Origin of the sequence: Pseudomonas sp. rhizo66, from assembly GCF_031931925.1 — a bacterium.
Classification (GTDB): domain Bacteria; phylum Pseudomonadota; class Gammaproteobacteria; order Pseudomonadales; family Pseudomonadaceae; genus Aquipseudomonas.
The window spans coordinates 16,494-38,190 of record NZ_JAUJWZ010000016.1 but is presented as its reverse complement, the minus strand read 5'-3'; the positions used below and the strand labels follow the sequence as shown (position 1 = coordinate 38,190).

Annotated in this window: 13 protein-coding genes; 8 read left to right on the top strand and 5 right to left on the bottom strand. The window is 60.3% G+C overall.

All coding sequences use genetic code 11. The features are described from left to right. Nucleotides 1-246: 246 nt before the first annotated feature. The gene (locus tag QZR14_RS19115; protein WP_311997411.1) at nt 247-6,657 is read right to left on the bottom strand and encodes a non-ribosomal peptide synthetase; all 6,411 of its coding nucleotides are present in this window, start codon (nt 6,655-6,657) and stop codon (nt 247-249) included. A gap of 488 nt (nt 6,658-7,145) precedes the next feature. Between QZR14_RS19115 and QZR14_RS19110 the strand changes: the two genes are divergently transcribed. The 4 genes from QZR14_RS19110 (at nt 7,146) to QZR14_RS19095 (ending at nt 10,609) form a co-directional block, all read left to right on the top strand. Next, nucleotides 7,146-7,940 (top strand): helix-turn-helix transcriptional regulator, encoded by a 795-nt coding sequence (locus tag QZR14_RS19110; protein ID WP_311997410.1) that lies wholly within the window; start codon nt 7,146-7,148, stop codon nt 7,938-7,940. A 33-nt stretch (nt 7,941-7,973) separates the two neighbouring features. Continuing rightward, nucleotides 7,974-9,368 (top strand): efflux transporter outer membrane subunit, encoded by a 1,395-nt coding sequence (locus QZR14_RS19105; RefSeq protein WP_311997409.1) that lies wholly within the window; start codon nt 7,974-7,976, stop codon nt 9,366-9,368. 156 nt (nt 9,369-9,524) lie between these two features. After that, nucleotides 9,525-10,130, top strand: coding sequence for an SCO family protein (locus QZR14_RS19100; RefSeq protein WP_250604605.1), 606 nt, complete (start codon nt 9,525-9,527; stop codon nt 10,128-10,130). Continuing rightward, nucleotides 10,130-10,609 (top strand): copper chaperone PCu(A)C, encoded by a 480-nt coding sequence (locus QZR14_RS19095; RefSeq protein ID WP_311997408.1) that lies wholly within the window; start codon nt 10,130-10,132, stop codon nt 10,607-10,609. Before QZR14_RS19100 ends, QZR14_RS19095 begins: the two co-directional genes overlap by 1 nt. A 77-nt stretch (nt 10,610-10,686) precedes the next feature. Here the strand turns inward: QZR14_RS19095 and QZR14_RS19090 are convergent, their stop codons facing one another. After that, nucleotides 10,687-11,187: a hypothetical protein gene (locus tag QZR14_RS19090; RefSeq protein WP_250604601.1), complete on the bottom strand. Its 501-nt coding sequence runs from the start codon at nt 11,185-11,187 to the stop codon at nt 10,687-10,689. 221 nt (nt 11,188-11,408) lie between these two features. On the opposite strand from QZR14_RS19090, the gene QZR14_RS19085 reads away from it, so the two are divergent. Together QZR14_RS19085 and QZR14_RS19080 are read left to right on the top strand one after the other, a co-directional pair. Continuing rightward, nucleotides 11,409-11,783: a hypothetical protein gene (locus QZR14_RS19085; RefSeq protein WP_311997407.1), complete on the top strand. Its 375-nt coding sequence runs from the start codon at nt 11,409-11,411 to the stop codon at nt 11,781-11,783. Next, a complete protein-coding gene (locus QZR14_RS19080; RefSeq protein ID WP_311997406.1) occupies nt 11,780-11,977 on the top strand; it encodes a helix-turn-helix transcriptional regulator in 198 nt (65 codons plus the stop codon). Before QZR14_RS19085 ends, QZR14_RS19080 begins: the two co-directional genes overlap by 4 nt. A 38-nt stretch (nt 11,978-12,015) precedes the next feature. Here the strand turns inward: QZR14_RS19080 and QZR14_RS19075 are convergent, their stop codons facing one another. Continuing rightward, nucleotides 12,016-13,032 (bottom strand): ABC transporter substrate-binding protein, encoded by a 1,017-nt coding sequence (locus QZR14_RS19075; RefSeq protein ID WP_311997405.1) that lies wholly within the window; start codon nt 13,030-13,032, stop codon nt 12,016-12,018. 419 nt (nt 13,033-13,451) lie between these two features. Between QZR14_RS19075 and QZR14_RS19070 the strand changes: the two genes are divergently transcribed. Next, a complete protein-coding gene (locus QZR14_RS19070) occupies nt 13,452-15,662 on the top strand; it encodes an LTA synthase family protein (protein ID WP_311997404.1) in 2,211 nt (736 codons plus the stop codon). Between the two features lie 52 nt (nt 15,663-15,714). On the opposite strand, the gene QZR14_RS19065 is transcribed toward QZR14_RS19070, so the two are convergent. After that, complete coding sequence (locus QZR14_RS19065) at nt 15,715-16,131, bottom strand: hypothetical protein (RefSeq protein WP_311997403.1); 417 nt, start codon at nt 16,129-16,131, stop codon at nt 15,715-15,717. A 266-nt stretch (nt 16,132-16,397) separates the two neighbouring features. Here QZR14_RS19065 and katG point away from each other — a divergent pair, with 266 nt between their 5' ends. Beyond that, the gene (katG, locus tag QZR14_RS19060) at nt 16,398-18,668 is read left to right on the top strand and encodes a catalase/peroxidase HPI (RefSeq protein ID WP_311997402.1); all 2,271 of its coding nucleotides are present in this window, start codon (nt 16,398-16,400) and stop codon (nt 18,666-18,668) included. A 363-nt stretch (nt 18,669-19,031) separates the two neighbouring features. On the opposite strand, the gene pepN is transcribed toward katG, so the two are convergent. Then, complete coding sequence (gene pepN / locus QZR14_RS19055) at nt 19,032-21,689, bottom strand: aminopeptidase N (RefSeq protein WP_311997401.1); 2,658 nt, start codon at nt 21,687-21,689, stop codon at nt 19,032-19,034. Nucleotides 21,690-21,697: the final 8 nt, after the last annotated feature.

Sequence of the window (21,697 nt, the reverse complement as noted above, 5' to 3'; positions counted from 1 at the left end):
GAGGTAACCTGCTGTAAATACGGAAAAAAAGAGCGCGCAGCAGCGAGTCCGTGCACGCGGCGCGCAGCCTGGAAAAACTAAAACATCGGGGCGTGGGTGTCTGACATGGGAAGCGGGGACAAGCTGCCGTGCCCGCTGTTCGTCTCTGTAGGAGCTGCCGAAGGCTGCGATCTTTTGATTTTGCTTTTAAAAACAAGATCAACAGATCGCAGCCTTCGGCAGCTCCTACAGGGTTTGTGGTCGCCGTCAGAGCCGGCGTTTACGGTTGAGGCTCGGGATGGTGGTCTGGGCGATTTCGACCCGCTTGGCCTGCCGCGAGGTCTGTGCAGCCAGCGCGGCCAGCGTCGGCTGGCTGAACAGCGTGCGCGCGTCGACATGCAGGCCGGCCAGACGCATGCGCGCCACCAGACTGACCGCCAACAGCGAATGCCCGCCCAGCTCGAAGAAGTTGTCATGCCGGCCCACCTGCTCGACTTTGAGCACCTGCGCCCAGATCTGCGCCAAGGCCGTTTCCACGTCGCCTTCCGGGGCCTCGTAAGGACGGCTGAGCAGCGCCTCCGCCCCCGGCTCCGGCAAGGCCTTGCGGTCGATTTTGTCGTTAGGTGTCAACGGCAATGCGGCCAGCATCACGTAGGCACCGGGCACCATGAATTCCGGCAACTGCGCCAGTACATGCGCTCGCAAGGCCTCAAGCGTCGGTGCAGTCAGCCCGGTACGCAGGGTGTAATACGCCACCAGTCGCTCATCGCGCACCAGCACCACCGCCTCGCGGATGGCCGGGTGTTCCAGCAGGCGCGCTTCAATCTCGCCCAGCTCAAGGCGTACCCCGCGCAACTTGACCTGAAAGTCATTGCGCCCGAGGAAAACAAGATTGCCATCAGCGCCGTAACGCACCAGATCACCGGTGCGATACAAGCGATCACCTGCCACGAACGGACTGTCGATAAAGCGCTCGGCTTGCAGTTCCGGCAATCCGAGATACCCGCGCGCCACCCCCACTCCGCCAATGTGCAAATGCCCACTGACGCCAAACGGCACTGGCTGATCAAACGCATCGAGGACGTACAGCCGCGTGTTGCTCAAGGCCTTGCCGATCGGCACCACGCTCTGCGGCACCGGCGCGCCGGGTTCCAGGGTCCAGCCGCTGCTGTCGACCGTGGTTTCGGTCGGCCCGTAGACGTTATGCAGGCGCACCCACGGCAGGCGTTCGCGCACTTGCCGGGCCAAGGCGACGGTCAGTTCGCCGCCGCCGTTGAGCACGTCGGTGAGGCTGGTGCACTGACTGACATCGTCCTGTTCAATGAACTGCTGCAACAACGCCGGCACGAACTTGACCACGGTTATGTGCTGCTCGCGGATCACTTGCGTGACATACGCCGAATCGCGGTTGCCATCGGCCCGCGCCAGCACCAGGCGCATGCCCGAGCACAGCGGCCAGAAGATCTCCCACACCGAACTGTCGAAACTGTACGGCGCCTTTTGCAGCAACGCCCCATGCTCGGTGGGCGGCGCAAGCTGCGAGCCCCAATGCACCATGTTGCAGGCGCTGCGGTGCTCGATCATCACGCCCTTCGGCGTGCCGGTGGAGCCGGAGGTGTAGATCATGTAAGCCAGGTTCGTCGCGCCGAGGCCCGGCACCTGCGGATTGTCGTGCGGCTGGTCCTGCCAGGTACCGAGGTCGAGGTCAATCAGCGGCACGCCGGGTTCGCCAAGCAGATCACGCGTCGCGCCATGCACCAGCAGCGCGACCGGCGTGCTGTCTTGCAACATGTAGTTCAGGCGTTGCAGCGGATAATCCGGATCGAGCGGCACATAAGCACCGCCAGCCTTGAGAATGCCCAGCAGACCGATCACCAGCTCAGGCCCGCGCTCGACGCAGATCGCGACTCGCGAATCCGGCTTTACACCAAGCCCGCGCAGATGATGGGCCAAGCGGTTGGCCTGCTCGTTCAACTCGCGATAGCTCAGGCGCTGTTCGGCAAACTGCACGGCGATGGCATTCGGTTTGCGCCGCACCTGCTGTTCGAACAGCGCCTGCAGTGGCTGCTCCATCGGGCAGTCGACGGCGCTGGCGTTGAACTCGATCAACAGCCGTTGCAGTTCTTCTTGCGGCAACAGCGGCAGGCGATTCACCGGCTGCTGCGGCTCGGTTTCCAGCGCCGCGACCAAGCCCTTCAGGGCTGACTGCACATAAGTGCAAATTCGCTGCGCGCCGATGCTCGACAGGGTTCGGGTAGTCAAGCGCAAACCCGTGCCGAGGTCATCGACACTTAGGGTAAACGGGTAATTGGTCCGTTCCTCGTTGGCCAGGGTCTCGATGCCCTGCCAGGTTTGCCGGGAGGTTGTTTGCTCGGCGTCATCGCTGTGCCGGTAGTTGAGCAAGGCGCTGAACAGCGGCGCTGGCGCAGCAACGCCGCTGCAACGCTGGGCCAGCGCCAATGACGCGTGTTCATGAGCGAGTAACGCGGTGAGGCGGGCGTGGGTGGATTTCACCGCTGCGCGCGCGCGCTCGCCGACATCGACCCGCAGCGGCAAGGTGTTGATGAATACCCCCAGCGCCCGGTCGGCACCGGCGCCGCCCTGCATGCGCCCCATCAGCACGGTGCCGAATACGACACTTTGCTGCGCCGAGGTCGCCGCCAATACTTGCGCCCAGGCGAGGTGAATCAGGCTGGCGATGCTCACGCCCGCCAGGCGCGCCTGCTGCTGCAGGCGCTGATACAGATCGCTCGCCAGCGTTTGCTCGGCCTCCTGGATGTTGCTGCCGTCGCCCTGCACATTCTGCAAAGCGAACGGCAAGGTCGGCTCGTCGATGTCGGCGAGCATCTGCCGGAAGAACGCTTCATGCTCCTGCTCGCTGACGCCCAGGCGCGTCTGCGCCACATAGTTGCGGTACGGCACTGGCGCGGCCAGCGGTTCGCCGTGCCCGGACAGGCTGGCGTGAATTTCTTCGCGCATCGCCTCCAGCGCAATGTGATCCATCGCCAAATGATGGAACAGCAAGATGCCCACCACGCGGCCATGTGCGGGGTCAGGGGCATACATCAGGCGCAGCAGCGGTGCCTGACTGACATCCAGGCGATAGCGCCGCGCATCGAAGCGCGCGTGCAATTGATCGAGGATCGCGCCGTGGGCAGGATCCAGTTCGACCGCTTGCACCGGCAGAATCGCCTCGCGCCACACCACCTGCACTGGCGCCGTCAGCCCTTCCCAGACCACCGCCGTACGCAAGATGTCGTGCCGCGCCATGACCTGACGCAGCGCCACGGCGAAGGCCTCGACCCGTTCGAGGCTGTCGAACGCCAGCAGTGATTGCAGCAGATACGGATCGCCCTGCGCAGCGGTGATGTGGTGATAGAGAATGCCTTCCTGCAACGGCGCCAGCGGGTAGATGTCCTGCACATTGGCAGCGCCGCCCGGCACGGTCGCGACGATACGCTCGATCATCGTTTGATCCAGTTGCACCAGCGGCAACAGGTCGGGAGTGATGTGCGTGCAATCGTCCGGGATGCGATTGGCCGGCACTTCGACTTCGCGGCCGCTGCCCTCCGCTGCCGCCAACGCGGCCAGTGTCGGTTGGCTGAACAGCACGCGAACATCGCTGTTCATGCCGATCTGGCGCATGCGTTCGATCAGGCCCACGGCCAGCAAGGAATGGCCGCCCAGTTCAAAGAAATGGTCGTGGCGCCCTACCCGCTCAACCTGTAAAACCTCGGCCCAGATCTGCGCCAGGGCGATTTCGACGTCACCTTGTGGCGCCTCGTACTGCCGACGAATCAGCGCTTCCGGCCCCGGTGCCGGCAAGGCCTGGCGATCGAGCTTGCCGTTGGCGGTCAGCGGCAACGTCGTCAGGCGGATGTAGGCGGCCGGCAGCATGGCGGCTGGCAAACGCGAGGTCAGGTGCGCGTGCAGTTGCAGGATGTCCAGCGTTTCACGCTCGGTGAACCACGCCAACAGTTGGCCGTCGCGCACCAGCACCACGGCTTCCTGCACCGCGTCATGGCTGGCCAGTGCCGCCTCGATTTCGCCCAGTTCGACGCGCACACCACGGACTTTCACCTGATCATCATTGCGACCGATGTACTCAAGATTGCCGTCAGCACGCCAACGGGCAAGGTCGCCGGTGCGGTACATGCGCGCATCCGGCTGCGCACTGAACGGGTCGTCGAGAAAGCGTTCGGCGGTCAATTCCGGGCGATTCAGATAGCCCCGAGCGACCCCGGCGCCACCGACATACAACTCGCCGATGATGCCGATCGGCACCGGGCGCTGCTGATCATCGAGCAGGTAAGCCGTGGCATTGCTCACAGGTTTGCCGATGTGCAACGCCTGCCCCGGGGTGATCAGCCCCGAAGTGGCGACCACCGTGGCTTCGGTCGGGCCATAGTTGTTGACCACCGCAAAAGACTGCGCGCGGTTGAACTGGCGCAGACGATCACCGCCGATCAGCAAGGTGCGCAAGGTCGGGTGATCGAGTTGTTTGCTGAAGGCGTATTCGGCGACCGGCGTAGGCAGGAAACTGACGTCCAGCGGCTGCGCCCGCCACCAGGCGAGCAGCGCATCGATGTCTTCGCTGCCTTCGCTTGCGGGCGCAAAATGCACCGTCGCCCCGGCACACAGCGCCGGCCACACCTCCCACGCCATCGCGTCAAACCCGAACCCGGCGAGGCTCGACGTGTGCTGCCCGTGGCCAAGCCCAAACGCCGCACAATGCCAGTCGACCAGATTGCCCAACGTGCGGTGCTCGACCATCACGCCTTTGGGCAACCCGGTGGAGCCGGAGGTGTAAATCACATAAGCGAGGTGGCAGGTGTTCAACCCCGACACGTCGGGATCGTTCACGTTGTCGAGCGACCACTCGCACCGATCCAGCTCGATCACCGGCAGCGCCGTGGCGGACAAACGATCACGCAGATCGCTTTGCGTCAGCAGCGCCACCGGCGCACTGTCGCTGAGCAGATAACTCAGGCGCTCGGGCGGATGCGCCGGGTCAATCGGCACATAAGCGGCGCCCGCCTTGAGAATCGCCAGCAGCCCGACCAACGTTTCCAGCCCCCGGCGGGCAACGATCGCCACACGATCATCAGGGCGCACGCCGAGGCCGATCAGATGGTGGGCCAGCGCGTTGGCTTGCCGGTTCAGCTCGGCATAACTCAGGGTTCGTCCCTGATACGTCGCGACCACGGCGTCCGGTTGTTGGTCTACTCGCGATTCGAAGCGCTGATGAATCAGTCGGCCTTGCGGATAACTGACCCGGGTGTCGTTCCACTCATTGAGCAGGGCCAGCTCTGCCGGGCTATTAAGGTTGAAATCGGCGATCGCCAGTGTCGGACATTCCAGGCCTTGCTGCAGAATCAGCGACAAGCGCTCGGTCAACGCCGTGATCTCGTCAGCGGTGAAATAGGCCGGCGAGTACACCAAATGCAACCAGGCCTTGTCGGTGTAACGGTTACTGCGCAGGTGAATGGCCAGCGGTGTCGCCTCGTGCTGGTTGGAGACCTTGACCGAGTGCCCCGACGCCTCACCGTAACGGTAGTTATAGTCATCCTGCTCGTAGGACACCGACAGCTCGAACAGTTGCGCACGGTCTTCACGCAACAGGCCCAGCGCGCGGTTCATCTCGCTCAGCGGGTAGCGTTGATGGCGGAAATCCTGCTTCAGGTCAGCGCCGATCGCCTTGATCAATTCAGCGAATGACAACGCTCGGCCAAAGCCCATGCGCATTGCACTGACCTGGGTAAACAACCCCAACGTACCTTTGAAGCGGGCACCGCAGCGATTGAGAATCGGCAAGCCAACCACCCACTCGTCACGTTGCCCGCTGCGACTGAAATACACATGCAGCGCGGCCAGCAACACGTGAAAGGCCGAACCGCCGAGTTGCCGCGCGCAGTCCTTCATGCGCTGGTGCAGCACGGCTGAAAAAGCCTCGACGTGGATGCGACTTGGCGCTGTTTCAGCGTTGTGGGATTCGCGATGGCGGGGAATCAACAAGGGCTCAGGCAGGCTACGGTACTTGTCCAGCCAGTAGCGTTGATCGACTTCATAGCGGAGTGACTGATGGTAGCGCGCGTCATCTTCGATAAAGCCGACATACGACGGTGCCGCCACACGCGGGGGCTCGCCACGGCACAACGCGCTGTAGATGTCGCCCACCGACTTGAACAGCAGCGCGAATGCCCAGCCATCGATGATCAAGTGATGGGCCTGCGCCGCCAGCCAGTGACGCTGCTGATCAAGGCGAATCAGGCTGAAGCGGAACAACGCGTGCCCGCTCAACACAAAGGCCTGCGACATCTGCGCTGCAACCAGCGTCCGGGCCGCTGCCTGTGAATCGGGTTGTCCGCTGAGATCATGCAGCGGCATGGCCACCGGCAGTGACTGCGCAAACCCTTGCAACGGCAGCCCGTCGTGACCCACGTCTGCGAGCAGCACAATGCGCAAGGCATCATTCGCCGCCACCAGGGACTCAAGCGCCGAATGCAGCAATGCCGGATCCAGCGGCCCGCTCAGTTCGACGTAACCGCCAATGTTGTACAGCGGCGAATCTCCGCGGCTCAGTTGATCCAGCCAGATATCCCGTTGGGCGGCAGTCAGCGCAAAAGTCTCGACAGGCACGGACACATCGTCCGCCACGTTGGCAGAAGTAGGCTGCATAAGATCCATCTCATGAAATTTTGCCGGTATTCAAGCATCGGCCCCGCCACCGACATGACACGTGAAACCCGGACAACCACGACGCTCTGATGCGCCTGTCTGACATTGCGGGCGTGTTTATCGCAGGCAATGCCTAAAAGTTCGGAGAGGAAATACTGAAAAGCTTGTAGGAAAAAAACCACACTCCAGCGCCGCCATTTGCCCGGCTGCTGAACGTCAGAAGTCAGCAACCCGTGGATTTCCGGGGCGTTGGCGTGACCAGTCAGTCACGGATGCGTACTCACCTGTGTTCGACTCCGTCAGAACCCCGGCGCCAATATTCAGAAATAGTGGCACTTTGTGTCCCTGTTTTCCCCTACAGACGTAGGACAAATCCATGGGCTTAAATTCCGCTCCAGATCGTGTTCAAGGAGAAACGACGGCGTGGGCGGCTTTTGCATAGACGGCAGACGATTCAGTGAGGGTTCTGAACCAGGGATGACAAGGATATGAATCTGACCGGCAGTATTCGCAATATGGAAAACCCGCATTTCTATTGGCAACTGGGTGAGTTGATTGCCAGCACCGGCGATGATCACTTCGCCACGAACATGTTCCAGTTGGTCGACACCCTGGTGCCGGTCAACCGCGTGGACCTGAGTGAATGGACGCTGGACGAACGTCAGGCCAGCGTGGTCGATATCAAGCCTCTGGGCAGCGCCGGTCTGACTCAGACCTGTGCCCCACCCGACCTGCTGGAAAGCCCCGACGATCATCCGCTGTTGCAGAAGATGATCGAGATGAACGACTCATTGCTGATTCAACTGAGAGCCTCACTCCAGCCTCGCCATCCGCAACACAGCGCCCATCAATGCAATCTGGTTTCGCGCACGTCCAACCGTCGTTGCGTGATTTCGTTTTACCGACCGCATACCCAACGGGTGTTTTCCCTGCCGGAGTTATCGTTTCTCAAGAGCCTGTCCGACACCCTGCTGCCGCTGATTGAACGTCACGCGCAGATCAGTCGGCAAATCCTCGCCCGACAACCGCGCCAGCCGTTGGCCGAACTGGATCAGGCGCCGCTGCCGCAGGTGTTCGATGAGCGCTTGGCATTGAGCGACATCGCCTTGTCGGTGCGCGAGAAAGAAGTCTGCCTGGGCCTGCTGACCGGCAGCACCGTGCCGCAAATGGCGGAAAAGCTGCGGGTCAAGAACAGCTCGATCGAGACGTACCTGAAACGCGCCACGGCCAAACTCGGGGTCAGTGGTCGCCATGGTCTGGCGAAATGGATGGCCGGGGCCTGAGCACAACGCTCTTTATATGCATGAGGCAGTTCGATGTTGACGTTGCGACTTTCCCTGCTGTCCATCGCGGTGCTGATGGGCGGTTGTTCATTGATTCCCGAATATCAGCGCCCCGCTTCACCCTCCGCCGCGCAGTATCCGACAGCGACACAGGCTGCAACGAGCAGCGATGACTGGCGCACGCTGTTCAATGACCCGGCGCTGCAACAGCTGATCAACAGCGCCCTGATCAACAACCGCGACCTGCGCGTGGCCGCACTCAATGTCGAAGCCTTCCAGGCGCAATACCGCATTCAGCGCGCCGACCTGCTGCCGGCGGTGTCGGTCAATGCCAATGAACTGCGCCAGCGCATGCCGCCGAGCGTGACCCAAGGCAAAGCGCTGATCAATTCGACGTACTCGGTCAACCTCGGCATCAGCGCTTATGAGCTGGATTTCTTCGGCCGCGTGCGCAGCCTCAGCGAAGAAGCCTTGCAGACCTGGCTCTCGACTGAAGAGGCACGGCGCAGTGCCGAGCTGAGTCTGGTGGCCAACGTCGCCAACGCCTACCTGACCTGGCGCGCCGATCAGGAACTGCTGGAACTGACTCGCGACACTCTTGCCGCCGATGAACAGAGCCTGCACTTGACCACCCGCAACCGTGAGGCCGGCAAATCGTCGGCGCTGGAGCAGGCACAGGCGAAGACCAGCGTCGACAGTTCCCGGGCCAATCTGGCGCGCTATCAGCGTCAAGTCGCTCAGGACTTGAACAGCCTGACCTTGCTGGTTGGCGCGCCGGTGCCCGAGTCGCTGCCCGCGCGTCCACTGGCCAGTGATCTGGTCCGGCAACTGCCCGCCGGGCTGCCGTCGGATCTGCTGCAACGGCGTCCGGACATCCTTCAGGCGGAGTACAAACTCAAAGCCGCCAACGCCAATATCGGCGCGGCGCGGGCGGCGTTTTTCCCCAGTGTCAGCCTGACGGCGAATGCCGGCACGTCGAGTCGCGATCTGTCCGGACTGTTCGGCGGCGGCTCTGGCGCCTGGACCTTTCAGCCGCAGATCAACCTGCCGATTTTCAACGCCGGCAGCCTGCGCGCCAGCCTGGATTATTCGAAGCTACAGAAAGATGTCGCGGTGGCCGAATACGAAAAGTCGATCCAGACCGCGTTTCAGGAAGTCGCCGACGGCCTCGCCGCACGCACGACGTATCAGCAGCAATTGCAGGCGCAGCGCGATCTCGTCGCAGCCACGCAGACGTATTACAACCTGGCGCAGAACCGCTATCAGAATGGCGTCGACAGCAGCCTGACGTTCCTCGATGCGCAACGTTCGCTGTTCAGTTCGCAGCAAGGCCTGATCACCGATCGCCTCGCGCAACTGGTCGCCGAGGTCAACCTTTACACCGCGCTGGGCGGGGGCTGGAGCGCCGCTGAATCACGCGCGCAGTAAGCTGCGGTCACTTTTTCTTACACCTTTTGTCGCTCGATCCTGCGCCGTGCGGCGATCCGTGGCCGGCGCCTGCCTTCAGTTTGGTATCATGCGCCGCTTTTACGGTTAACCCCCCGCCAGTCCTGCTGACTGACGGGCTGCAAAAGGCGGTATTAGATGACGGCTTTGTTGACTCGCCGCAAGGTGCTTGCGGGAATGGGCGTGCTCGGGCTAGGCCTGCTCGCCGGCTGCGACACCCGTGGCCAACTGTCGTACAAGTACGGCAAGGATCTGAGTAACAAGATCATGGGGCGCACCTTCAAACTGAAGAACACCGATGGCGAAACCATGACGCTGTCGAGCTTTCGCGGCATGATGCCGATGGTCTTCTTCGGCTTCACCCAGTGCCCGGCAGTCTGCCCGACCACCCTCGCCCGCGCGGCGAAAATCAAGAAGCTGATGGGCGCCGATGGTGATCGCTTGCAGGTGATCTTCATCACCCTCGATCCCGAGCGCGACACCCCGCAAATCCTCGACGCCTACATGAAAGCCTTCGACCCGACGTTCGTTGCGCTGTACGGCACGCTCGAGGAAACCGCGGCCACGGCCAAGGAATTCGACGTGTTCTACGAGAAAGTCCCGGCCGGCGACACGTACACCATCTCGCACACCGCCACCAGTTACGTTTACGACTCCAACGGCGGCTTGCGCCTGGGTCTGTCCACCTCGCTTTCGGCAGAACAATGCACGGAAGATTTGCTTACTGTTATGGAGGTTTGCTGATGCAACCTGTGCTGAACCACATCAAACGCGCTGTCATCGGTCTGTCTCTGCTGGGCCTGGCGTTCCAGGCGACCGCAGCGACCAAGGTCGACGACGCCTGGGTCCGTGCCACCGTGCCGACCCAGTCCGCCAGCGGCGCGTTCATGACCCTCACCGCCGAGAGCGACAGCAAGTTGCTCAGCGTCGCGACGCCAGCGGCCAAAGACGTGCAGATCCACGAAATGACCATGAAAAACGACGTCATGAGCATGGGCCCGGTGAAGTTCGTCGAGCTGCCGGCCGGCAAAGCCGTCAAGCTTGATCCGAACGGCTATCACGTGATGCTGATGGGCCTGAACGGCCAGCTCAAGGAAGGCGAAACTGTGCCGCTGACCCTGACCGTGGAAAACGCCAAGGGCGAGAAAGAAATCATCGAGGTCAAAGCGCCGGTTCGCTCGCTGACCAACATGGAAGGTCACGATCACAGCAAGATGCATTGATCTGACTGAGCGATAACAAAAAAGGGGGGCCTGATCGATGATCAGGCCCCCCTTTTTTGTATTTGATCTGCGCCGTATTAACGCTTGCGGGCCAATGCGTTGCGCACGCTTTCCCGTGACATCCCCGAGCCGGAACGGGGCACGGTTTCAACGACGGCTGCCTTGGCCAACGGTTTCTTGCGCTTTGCCACCTGACGCCAGCGGTAACCAACATATCCGCCTGCCGCCACAATCCCCAGCCAACCGAAAACCAGACTGACGAAGAACCACAGCCCGAGGGTGATCCACACAGTCTTCGAGGTGAATAACTTCAAGTTGTCATCGGCAGGTACCGGTTCGTCCGGCTCGACCGGTGTCTGCTGCGCCACCGGTATTTTCTGCACTCCATCCAGATCAAAGCGCAAAGCGAAGTCCGCCCCCGGCACCGCAACGTCTAGCTGATTGCCTTCAGCACGATGCACCCGAATTTCGCCATCGACCAGCGACATGGAACTGAAACTGATCTGGGTTTCACAGTGAATCTCGCCGTTGACCAGGGTCACGACCGTTCGTTGCGGGTCATTGGGAGTGTCGCGCATGTCGATTCCTTGAGCGTTCCACGTCTGACGACGTGCGAAGGGAAAATCCGTTGGGGTCGAATGCTACTGAGTGGCTGTTACGCTGTCCAGAAAGCGTGACCCTACGCTGCAACTTCTCCGGCACCAGCGTTTTAGAGGCAACCAGCCTGATGGAAAGCGTGCTTTACATCGGAAACAACATCAGCAACCATGTAAAGGGTCTTTTACATAGGAAGTGAAGAATGAACCGGTACTACCTCGAATTGGGCGCCGCATTAATCATCTACATGCTGGTACTGACAGCATCATTGGTTGCCTCGCAACACCTGATGGACGCTTCCATCGTGCTGCGCTCGGCCGTCGCACTGACGCCGGTCATTCCGGCGGGACTGATGTGCTGGGCCATCGTGCGGAACATGCGGCGCATGGACGAAATGCATTTACGCATCCAGTTTGAAGCACTGGGTTTTGCCTTCGCCGCCTCGGCATTGTTGACCTTCAGCTACGGCTTTCTGGAGAGCGTCGGCGCCCCGCATATCCCGTGGACGTGTGTGTGGCCGGTGATGGGGCTGATGTGGATTGTCGGCCTGCAAATTGCGCGACGCCGCTACCAATGAAAAACCGCCTCAAGGAATTGCGCGCAGAGCGCAAATGGTCGCAAGTCGATCTGGCGGAACGCCTGAACGTGTCGCGCCAGACCATCAACGCCATCGAAAACGAACGCTACGACCCGAGCCTGCCACTGGCCTTTCAAATTGCCCGGGCGTTCGAGCTGCCGATTGAGAACATTTTTGATGATGGCGAACCTTGAATGAAAAAAGGGGCAACAGACGTTGCCCCCCTTTTCCATCAACTCCCCGCGCCACCATGCGCCTCTTCAAAGAAGTAGTCCTTCCAGCTGTTGGCCTTGTTCTTCAGCACACCCAACTCCTGCAACTTCTCGGCATAGATAAACGTACGCTGCGGCACTACGGTGAAATCGATTTCCGGGTCTTTGACGATTTGCTCGACCAGGGCCAGCGGCAACTTCGATTGCTCGACCCGAATATAAGCCTGAGCGGCCGCCGGTTTGTCGGCCTTGATGATTTTCTCGGCTTCGGCCAACGCGTCGTAGAACGCCCTGTAGGTTTTCGGGTTTTCGTCGTGGAATTTTTCTGTGGTGTAGAGCACGTTGAACGTCGCCTGCCCGCCGAGCACGTCATAGGAACTCAGCACTTTGTGCACGTTGGGGTTCTGCAGCGCCTGGTACTGGAACGGCGGGCTGGAGAAGTGCGAGTTGATCTCTGAGCCGCCGGCTATCAGCGCCGCCGTCGCATCGGGGTGCGGCAGGCTGACTGAAATGTCGTCGAATTTCTTGTACTGCGCGTCACCGAACTCTTTGGCGGTTTCAATCTGCAAGGTGCGCGACTGGAAGCCGACACCGGCGGCCGGCACGGCGATCCGGTCCTTGTCGGTGAAGTCCTTGAGCGTTTTGATGTTCGGGTTGTTGGTCAGCAAATAGTTGGGCATCGAACCCAGTGCGGCGATGGCTTTGACGTTCTGTTTGCCTTTGGTGCGATCCCACACGGTGAGCATCGGCGGCACACCGGCGGACACCACATCGAGCGATCCGGTGAGCAACGCTTCGTTCATCGCCGTGGCGCCGGAGATGCTGTTCCAGTCGACCTTGATGTCGAGGCCCTGCTCCTTACCGTGTTTTTCGATGAGATTCTGGTCGCGCACCACATCGAGAATCAGGTAACCGATGCCGAATTGCTGGGCGATGCTGATCTTGCCTTCGGCCTGAGCGCCGGTGCTGAACATCGCACTCGCCATCAGGGAAGCGACCAACAGAGTCAGTGCGGAACGTTTGAACGGTGTGGCCATGACAACCTCGCAGCATGGGGGTGTTGTGCTGAAAGGCCTGACTTTATAGATATAAAAAACATAAATTAAATATCTTTATTGCATATCGATAGCACGGGTTGTTGAGCGAAACGAGTCTGCGATCTTTTGATTCCAGGTTCCGATAACAAGATCAAAAGATCGCAGCGTGCCGCATCTCCTACATTGGAATCCGGTGGCGGCTCGACGGGTTAAACAGCCTGAAACAATAAATCCACTTGCCTCAATATCGTCGATTGCCGTGCCACGCGAAGGCCGGTCAGGCCTGCAGGCACTCCATCACCTTCAGAGGCGACCGCGCCAGCACATCAGTTGCACGTTGAAAGGGGCGATCAGACAGCCCACCCTTGGTATCATCGCCCACACTTTTATGACGATTTAATGGCTGGAAGGTCTTTTTTGTGAGCGCTCTTTTTAACCGGTTGCGGCAGCCGCATGCCCGCCTCTTTTCCCTGATTGTTCTGGTGCTGGTGGTGCCGGTGGGCCTGCGTGCGGCGCTGGGCTGGTCGGCACCGTTGGGCTATTTGTCAGATCTGGCGATTGGCAGCCTGTTGGTGGTGTTGCTGCATCGTCGGGCGTGGTGGCTGGCCTTGCCGGTGCTGCTGTTCTGGGGATTGCTGGCGGTGGCGACCGCTGAACTGGTCAGCGCGGTCGGTCGTCTGCCGACACCTTCCGACATTCATTACCTGATCGATCCGCAGTTCGTGGAGAACTCCACGGGTGGCGGGTTGGCCCATCCGGCATTGGGCATCACTTTGCTGCTTGCCCTGCTGTTCTGGCTGCTGACCCGGTTTGCCAACCGCGACCTGCCGCGTCCGCCCCTGCCCCGCGCGGCTTGGGGCGCGCCGTTGGTGTTGTTCGCCGCGCACTGGGGCGCGCAGAACCTGTGGCCGAGCGAAGCCGATCCGTGGCGCCAGTACAACCTGCCGCACCAGTTGCTGGCCAGCGAGGCCGCCGACCTGCAGACTCAGGCCGAGGAATGGCTGGACGGTGATGTCGAAGAACCTGCGCCAGCCATGGCCGGGCTCACCGACGTCGACCTCAACGGGCAAAAACTGCTGGCCGCACCGGGTCAAGCGCGCAACGTGCTGATCATCGCCCTCGAAGGCATTCCCGGCGCCTATATCCGCGCCAACCGCGAGGCCATCGGCAGCCACTATCAGGAAGACCTGATGCCCAACCTCAGCCGCTGGGCCGAGCGCGGCATGAACACCCCGGATTACGTGCTGCACACGCACCAGACCATTCGCGGTCTGTACGCGATGCTCTGCGGCGATTACGACAAACTCAACAACGGCACGCCCAAAGGCGTGGAAATGCTCACCCTCAACGAGCGCAATCAGGCCTGCCTGCCGGCGCAACTGCGCGAACACGGCTTCAGCACTCACTATCTGCAGGGGGCCGGGCTGCGCTTCATGGCCAAAGACAAGATCATGCCGCACATTGGTTTCGATGCGACGCACGGTCTGGAATGGTTCAGCAACAGCAACTATCTGGAATTCCCGTGGGGCAAAGATGACAAGGCGTTTTTCGAAGGTGCGCTGGACTATGTCGGGCAACTGAACAAGCAGAAGCAGCCATGGATGCTGACGCTGCTGACCGTCGGCACCCATCAGCCCTACTCCGCGCCCGAGGAATATCTGGAGCGCTACGAAACGCCGAAACAGGCCGCCGTCGGTTATCTCGACGATGCGCTGGAGCAGTTTCTCAACGGTCTTGAACGTCAGGGCATTCTGAAAGACACGCTGGTGGTGATCACATCGGACGAATCCCACGGCATCGACGGTGTACGCCTGGCTTCTTCGTGGGGCTTCAATCTGACCCTGGCGCCGGAGCATGAACAACTGCCACGGCTGAACAAAGGCGTGTATGGCCACGTCGATCTGAGCACTTCCATCCTCGACTATTTCGACTTGCCGGTCCCCTCAGCGCTGAGCGGTCGTTCGCTGTTTCGCGACTACGACAGCGGCCGCGAAATCATGTCGTTCACCAACGGCAAGCTGCGTTATCACAACGGTCAGGGGATCTTCTCCGAGTGCGACATGCCGCGCCGTTGCCGCTTTTACGAAAGCGCCGGTTTCATCGCCGAAAGCGCCACGTACAAAGGCAACTACAGCGGTCACCCGGCCCGACAAATCGCCGCTCGCGCCAACGCCCTCGACCTGTCGCTGCTGCGCACGCCGCTCAATCACCGCTATCAATTCGGCAGCACCAACGTCATCCCGCTGCAAGCGCAGATCAAGGATGACTGGGCCGACAACCTGATCGGCGCACAGTACCTGGAGATGCCCAAAGGCTCGCACACCCGCGTGCGCCTGACCGTACGCTCGGTCGATCCGCAACAAGCGGCGTACATTCAGCTAAAGGCCAAGGAGTTTGAACAGGACGTGCAGATCGGTCTGCCCCAAGAGATGATCGCGACCGCCGAGCAGCCGCTGGAAATGGACTTCAGCTTCGACAACCCGCAAGAGCGCAAAGCGTTTTCTTTCCATTTGCTGGGGTATGGATTGGGTGCGGTTGAAGTGACGGACTTCAGTGTGATTACTGAATCGCCGGGGCAAGAGGACATTCTCGACGACGTGCCGGATGACGACACGGCCCAATCCACCTGACTGGTTTTGAAGCATGAAAATACAGGGCGTCGTTACGCCCTGTATTAATCGGCTAGCTGAAAATATGAAAAGATCCGGTAATTTTTCGATCTTCTTTCAGGATGAATTCCAGCGTTCCCACGATGGTTTTTTGACTATTTCTTAATTCTACGTTTACCCAGCCCGACTCAACCGGATAGGTTTCCCCCTCAATATCGACCTCCCATTTTTGCACCCATTCGCGATCATCAAAATAGATAGTGTGCGGGGTATAACCTGAAAGACTTTTCGGAATTGCAAAAATTATCGCATTGAGGTTTGGCGTGTACTGATCCAGACCGAGGACCCAGAACTCCGGATAGGCCGTAGGAACGAAAAGCACCTGGGTACTTTTAAGGGTCCAACCAGCACCATCAGTAGCATCAAAAGTGCCAGTATCCTTGGTATTTTCGCTGAGTTCTTTTTTCTGCTTCTGTTCTTTGCTGAGCATTGTTTTTATCTCTATGTCGAAGTTGATGAGGTCTCTCGACTTGAATGATATTTTCATGCGCGCAAAGCGCCAACTGTCATAAATGACAGTTCTTAAGAAACATTCGAAATTAAAAAACCCTTGCTTACTTCCAGCATCGTTCTTGAGAGAGCCTGCCTATCAGCCTCCAACAGTCGGCCTATTAGCTGACTCTCCAAGTCGGGTCTAGCCTTACTAGTCCGAAGTCGGCACGAGCCGGCCGTAGCAGACCTGATAAGGACCCGAACATGGCAAACGAATCGAAATGCCCGTTCAACCACGCCGCCGGTGGTGGTACGACGAACCGTGACTGGTGGCCGAATCAACTCAACCTGAAAATCCTCAGCCAGCATTCGCCCAAGTCCGACCCGCTGGGCAAGGATTTCGACTACGCCAAAGCCTTCAAGAGCCTGGACTTCCAGGCGCTGAAACAAGACCTCAATGCGCTGATGACCGATTCCCAGGACTGGTGGCCGGCCGACTTCGGCCATTACGGCCCCCTCTTCATCCGTATGGCCTGGCACAGCGCCGGCACCTATCGCACCGCCGATGGCCGTGGTGGCGCCGGCTCCGGTCAGCAACGTTTCGCGCCGCTGAACAGTTGGCCGGACAACGTCAGCCTCGACAAGGCCCGCCGCCTGCTGTGGCCGATCAAGCAGAAATATGGCCGCAACATTTCCTGGGCCGACCTGATTGTTCTTACCGGTAACGTCGCGTTGGAATCCATGGGTTTCAAAACCTTCGGTTTCTCCGGTGGCCGTCCCGACGTCTGGGAACCGGATGAGGATGTTTACTGGGGTTCGGAGAACGAATGGCTGGGCGGCGACAGCCGTTACGGCAAGAGCAAGGAACCCATGCAGGAACCGGGTGACGGCACGCTGGTTGCCGAGCCGGATCTGCACGGCAAAGAAGAGAGCCGCACCGATCAGGGCGAACGCAATCTGGAAAACCCGCTCGCCGCCGTGCAAATGGGCCTGATCTACGTGAACCCCGAAGGCCCGGAAGGCAATCCGGATCCGGTCGCTTCGGCCCATGACATCCGCGAGACCTTTGGCCGCATGGCCATGAACGATGAAGAAACCGTCGCGTTGATCGCGGGCGGTCACGCCTTCGGTAAAACCCACGGTGCCGGTCCTGCCGATAACGTCGGGCCTGAGCCGGAAGCGGCCGGCCTGGAAGAACAGGGCCTCGGCTGGCGCAACGCGTTCGGCACCGGTAAGGGTGCCGACACCATCACCAGCGGTCTGGAAGTGACCTGGACCACCACACCGACCAAGTGGAGCAACAACTACCTGGAGAACCTGTTCGGCTTCGAGTGGGAACTGACCAAAAGCCCCGCTGGGGCGCATCAGTGGATTCCGAAAAACGGCGCCGGTGCCGGCACCGTTCCCCACGCCCATGATCCGAGCAAAAAGCTTTCGCCGACCATGCTCACCTCCGACTTGGCGCTGCGTTTCGACCCGGCTTACGAGCAGATCTCGCGGCGCTTCCTCGCCAACCCGGATCAGTTGGCCGATGCCTTCGCCCGCGCTTGGTACAAACTGATCCACCGCGACATGGGCCCGCTGTCTCGCTACCTCGGCCCGGAACTGCCGAATGAAGAACTGTTGTGGCAGGATCCGATCCCCGCTGTCACTCACCCGCTGATCGACGACAGCGACGCGGCCGCGCTGAAAGGCAAAATCCTCGCGTCGGGGCTTTCGGTGTCGCAACTGGTCTCGACCGCATGGGCCGCTGCCTCGACATTCCGCGGTTCAGACAAGCGCGGCGGCGCCAATGGCGGTCGTCTGCGACTGGCCCCGCAAAAGTTCTGGCAGGCCAACCAGCCTGAGCAACTGGCCAAAGTGCTGCAAACCCTTGAGGGCATTCAGAACGACTTCAACAGCGGTGCTGCTGGCAAGAAAGTCTCGCTGGCAGACTTGATCGTATTGGCCGGGAATGCCGGGGTCGAACAGGCGGCGAAAAACGCCGGCCATTCGGTCACGGTGCCGTTCACACCGGGACGCACGGATGCAACTCAGGAGCAAACCGACGTTGATTCCTTCGGTTTCCTTGAACCGATTGCCGATGGCTTCCGCAACTACAGCAAAGGCAAATACACCGTCTCGGCCGAAGCACTGCTGATCGACAAGGCACAACTGCTGACCCTCACCGCGCCGGAAATGACTGTGCTGCTCGGTGGTTTGCGGGTGTTGAACACCAACGTCGGGCAGAGCCGGCATGGCGTGTTCACTTCGCAGACGGAAGCACTGACCAATGACTTCTTCACCAACCTGCTGGACATGGGGGTGGAGTGGAAGCCGACTTCAAGGGATGCGGATGAGTTCGAGGGGCGCGACCGTAAAACAGGCAGTGTGAAGTGGACGGCAACGCGGGTTGATCTGGTGTTCGGCTCGAATGCGCAACTGCGGGCATTGGCTGAGGTGTATGCCAGTTCGGATGCGAAGGAGCAGTTTGTGAAGGACTTTGTGGCGGCGTGGACGAAGGTGACGAATCTGGATCGATTTGATTTGAAGTAATTTTTCGGGAATTGAAAACGCCGCATTGTTTCAATGCGGCGTTTTTTGTGTGTACGGCTTGGGTTTTATGGTGATGCGTAAACCCTACCCCCTCACCCCAGCCCTCTCCCCCAAGGGGGCGAGGGGGAAAGGGAGCAGATCTTCGTGCTATCCAAAACCTGAGTTCGAATCCAGACTTTCAGATGTGAAACTCGTACATTCACCTCGGTCAGTGCCCTCTCCCACTATGAAAGAGGGAAAGGGAGCAGATCGGGGGCCGTTCAAAGCCTGAGTTCGACTCCGGACTTTCAGGTCGGCGTATAGCGCAAAGACACCTCGGTCAGTCCCCTCTCCCACTGGGAGAGGGTTAGGGTGAGGGGCCCATCAAGCCAGGCTCTTGCTCACCACCTCATACACATCACTCGACAACTGCCCCGACGCCAGAATCCGCTCCAGCTCGCCCTTCATCAACGCCTGACGAGCGCTGTCGTATTTGCGCCAGCGAGTCAGCGGCGCCAATTGGCGCGAAGCGATCTGCGGGTTGAAGCCGTTCAGTTCGATCACCAGATCGGCGAGGAAGCGATAACCCGAGCCATCGGCCGCGTGGAAGTTGATCAGGTTCTGCCCGGCAAACGCGCCGACCAGCGCACGCACCTTGTTCGGGTTCTTGATATTGAACGCCGGGTGTTGCATCAGCGCTTTCACGCGCTGCAGACCGCCCGGCAAAGTGCTGCCGGCCTGCACGCTGAACCACTGATCCATGACCAGCGGGTTGTCCTTGAAGTGCTCGGCGAAACTGGCCAGGGCCACGGCTTTCTGCTCTTCGAACGGCGAGTTGACCAATACCGCCAGCGCGGTCAGGCGCTCGGTCATGTTGTCGGCCGTTTCGAACTGCTCCAGCGCCGCCGCCAGTACTTCCGGCTTGCCGCTGAGCATCAGGTACGAAAGCGCAATATTCTGCAGTGCGCGACGAGCGAAGTGCTCGGCTTCGGCCACGTACGGGGTTTTCTTCGACAGGTCACGGTTGGCCTGATAACGCAGCCAAAGTGCCTCGAACAAACCTTCGGCCAATTGCTGGCGAGCGAACTCACGGGCGATATGGATCGCGTCGACGTCCGCCACTTCGCTGATTTCGGTAAGGTACGCCTCACCCGGCAGCGAAAGCATTTCGGCGACCATGGCCTGATCCAGCGACTCGTCCGACAGCACCGTACGCAGCGCCGACACCAGACGCGGATCGAGTTTCAGGCTCTCGCCCTTCTGCTGCTGACCGATCAACTCTTGCAGCACTTGCACCGACAGTTGCTGACCGGCGTCCCAGCGGTTGAAGCCATCGCTGTCGTGCTGCATCAGGAACATCAACTGATCGCGGTTGTACGGGAAGCTCAGTTTCACCGGCGCGGAGAAACCGCGCAGCAGCGAGGGCAGCGGCTGCTCGGCGATGTCGACGAAGGTGAAGGTCTGCTCGGCTTCGGTGACCGAGATCACCCGAGTGGCGCCTTGCGCCGACGCTTCGCCAGCCAGACGCAGGGCAATCTCGTTGCCTTTGCTGTCCAAAAGGCCGAGTTCGACCGGAATCACGAACGGCAGTTTTTCAACTTTGTCCGGGGTTTCCGGGCAGCTTTGGCGGAAAGTCAGGCTGTAGGTTTTCGCCGCGGCGTCGTAAGACTCGCTCACTGCCAGACGCGGCGTACCGGCCTGGCTGTACCAGCGTTTGAACTGGGTCAGGTCGACGCCGTTGGCATCTTCCATCGCTTTGATGAAGTCGTCGCAGGTCACCGCTTGGCCGTCATGACGTTCGAAGTACAGATCGCTGCCCTTACGGAAACCTTCGGCGCCGAGCAAGGTGTGGATCATGCCGACCACTTCCGAGCCCTTTTCGTACACGGTCAGGGTGTAGAAGTTGGAGATTTCGATAAAGCTGTCCGGGCGCACCGCGTGGGCCATCGGGCCAGCGTCTTCGGCGAACTGGTGGGTACGCAGATAGGCGACGTCCTGAATGCGCTTGACCGTGGCGGAGTTCATGTCGGCAGAGAAGCCGGAATCACGGAACACGGTGAAGCCTTCTTTCAGCGACAGCTGGAACCAGTCGCGGCAGGTCACACGGTTGCCCGACCAGTTGTGGAAATATTCGTGGGCGACGATTGCTTCAACACGCTGGTGCGCGGCGTCGGTGGCGGTTTCGGCGCGGGCCAGCACGGCGCTGGAGTTGAAGATGTTGAGGCCTTTGTTCTCCATCGCGCCCATGTTGAAGTCGTTGACGGCGACGATCATGAAGATGTCCAGATCGTACTCGCGACCGTAAACCTCTTCATCCCAGCGCATCGACTTCTTCAGGCTGTTCATCGCGTGCTGGCACTTGTCGATGTTTTCCGGCTCGACATAAATACGCAGCGCAACGTTACGGTCGGTCATGGTGGTGAAGCTGTCTTCGACGCACCACAAATCACCGGCCACCAGCGCGAACAGGTACGCCGGTTTCATGAACGGGTCTTCCCACGTCGCCCAGTGCCGGCCGTCTTCACCAGGGCCCGAGGCAATCGGGTTGCCGTTGGAGAGCAATACCGGATAGCTGTGCTGTTCGGCGACCACGGTGGTGGTGAACTTGCTCATCACGTCCGGGCGGTCGAGGTAATAAGTGATCTTGCGGAAACCTTCGGCCTCGCACTGGGTGCAGAACATCGTGCCGGACTTGTACAGGCCTTCCAGCGCGGTGTTGGTTTCCGGGTGGATCCTGACGCTGGTGTCGACCGTGAAGGTTTCGCTGGCCGGTTGCAGGGTCAGGTGGTTTTCGGAGAGCTGGTATTGGCCGTCAGACAGTTCCTGATCGGCCAGCGTCACCGAGAGCAATTCCAGCTGCTGGCCATCGAGCACCAGCGGCGGCAGGCCCGGGCCACGCGCCGGGTTGCGGCGCATCACCAACTGCGCGTGCACCAGGCTGTGATCCTCGAACAACTCGAAGGTCAGGTGTGTTTCGTCGATCAGGTACTCGGGCGCCTGATAGTCCTTCAGGTAAATCATCTTCGGTTGTTCGGTGCGCATGCTGGTGT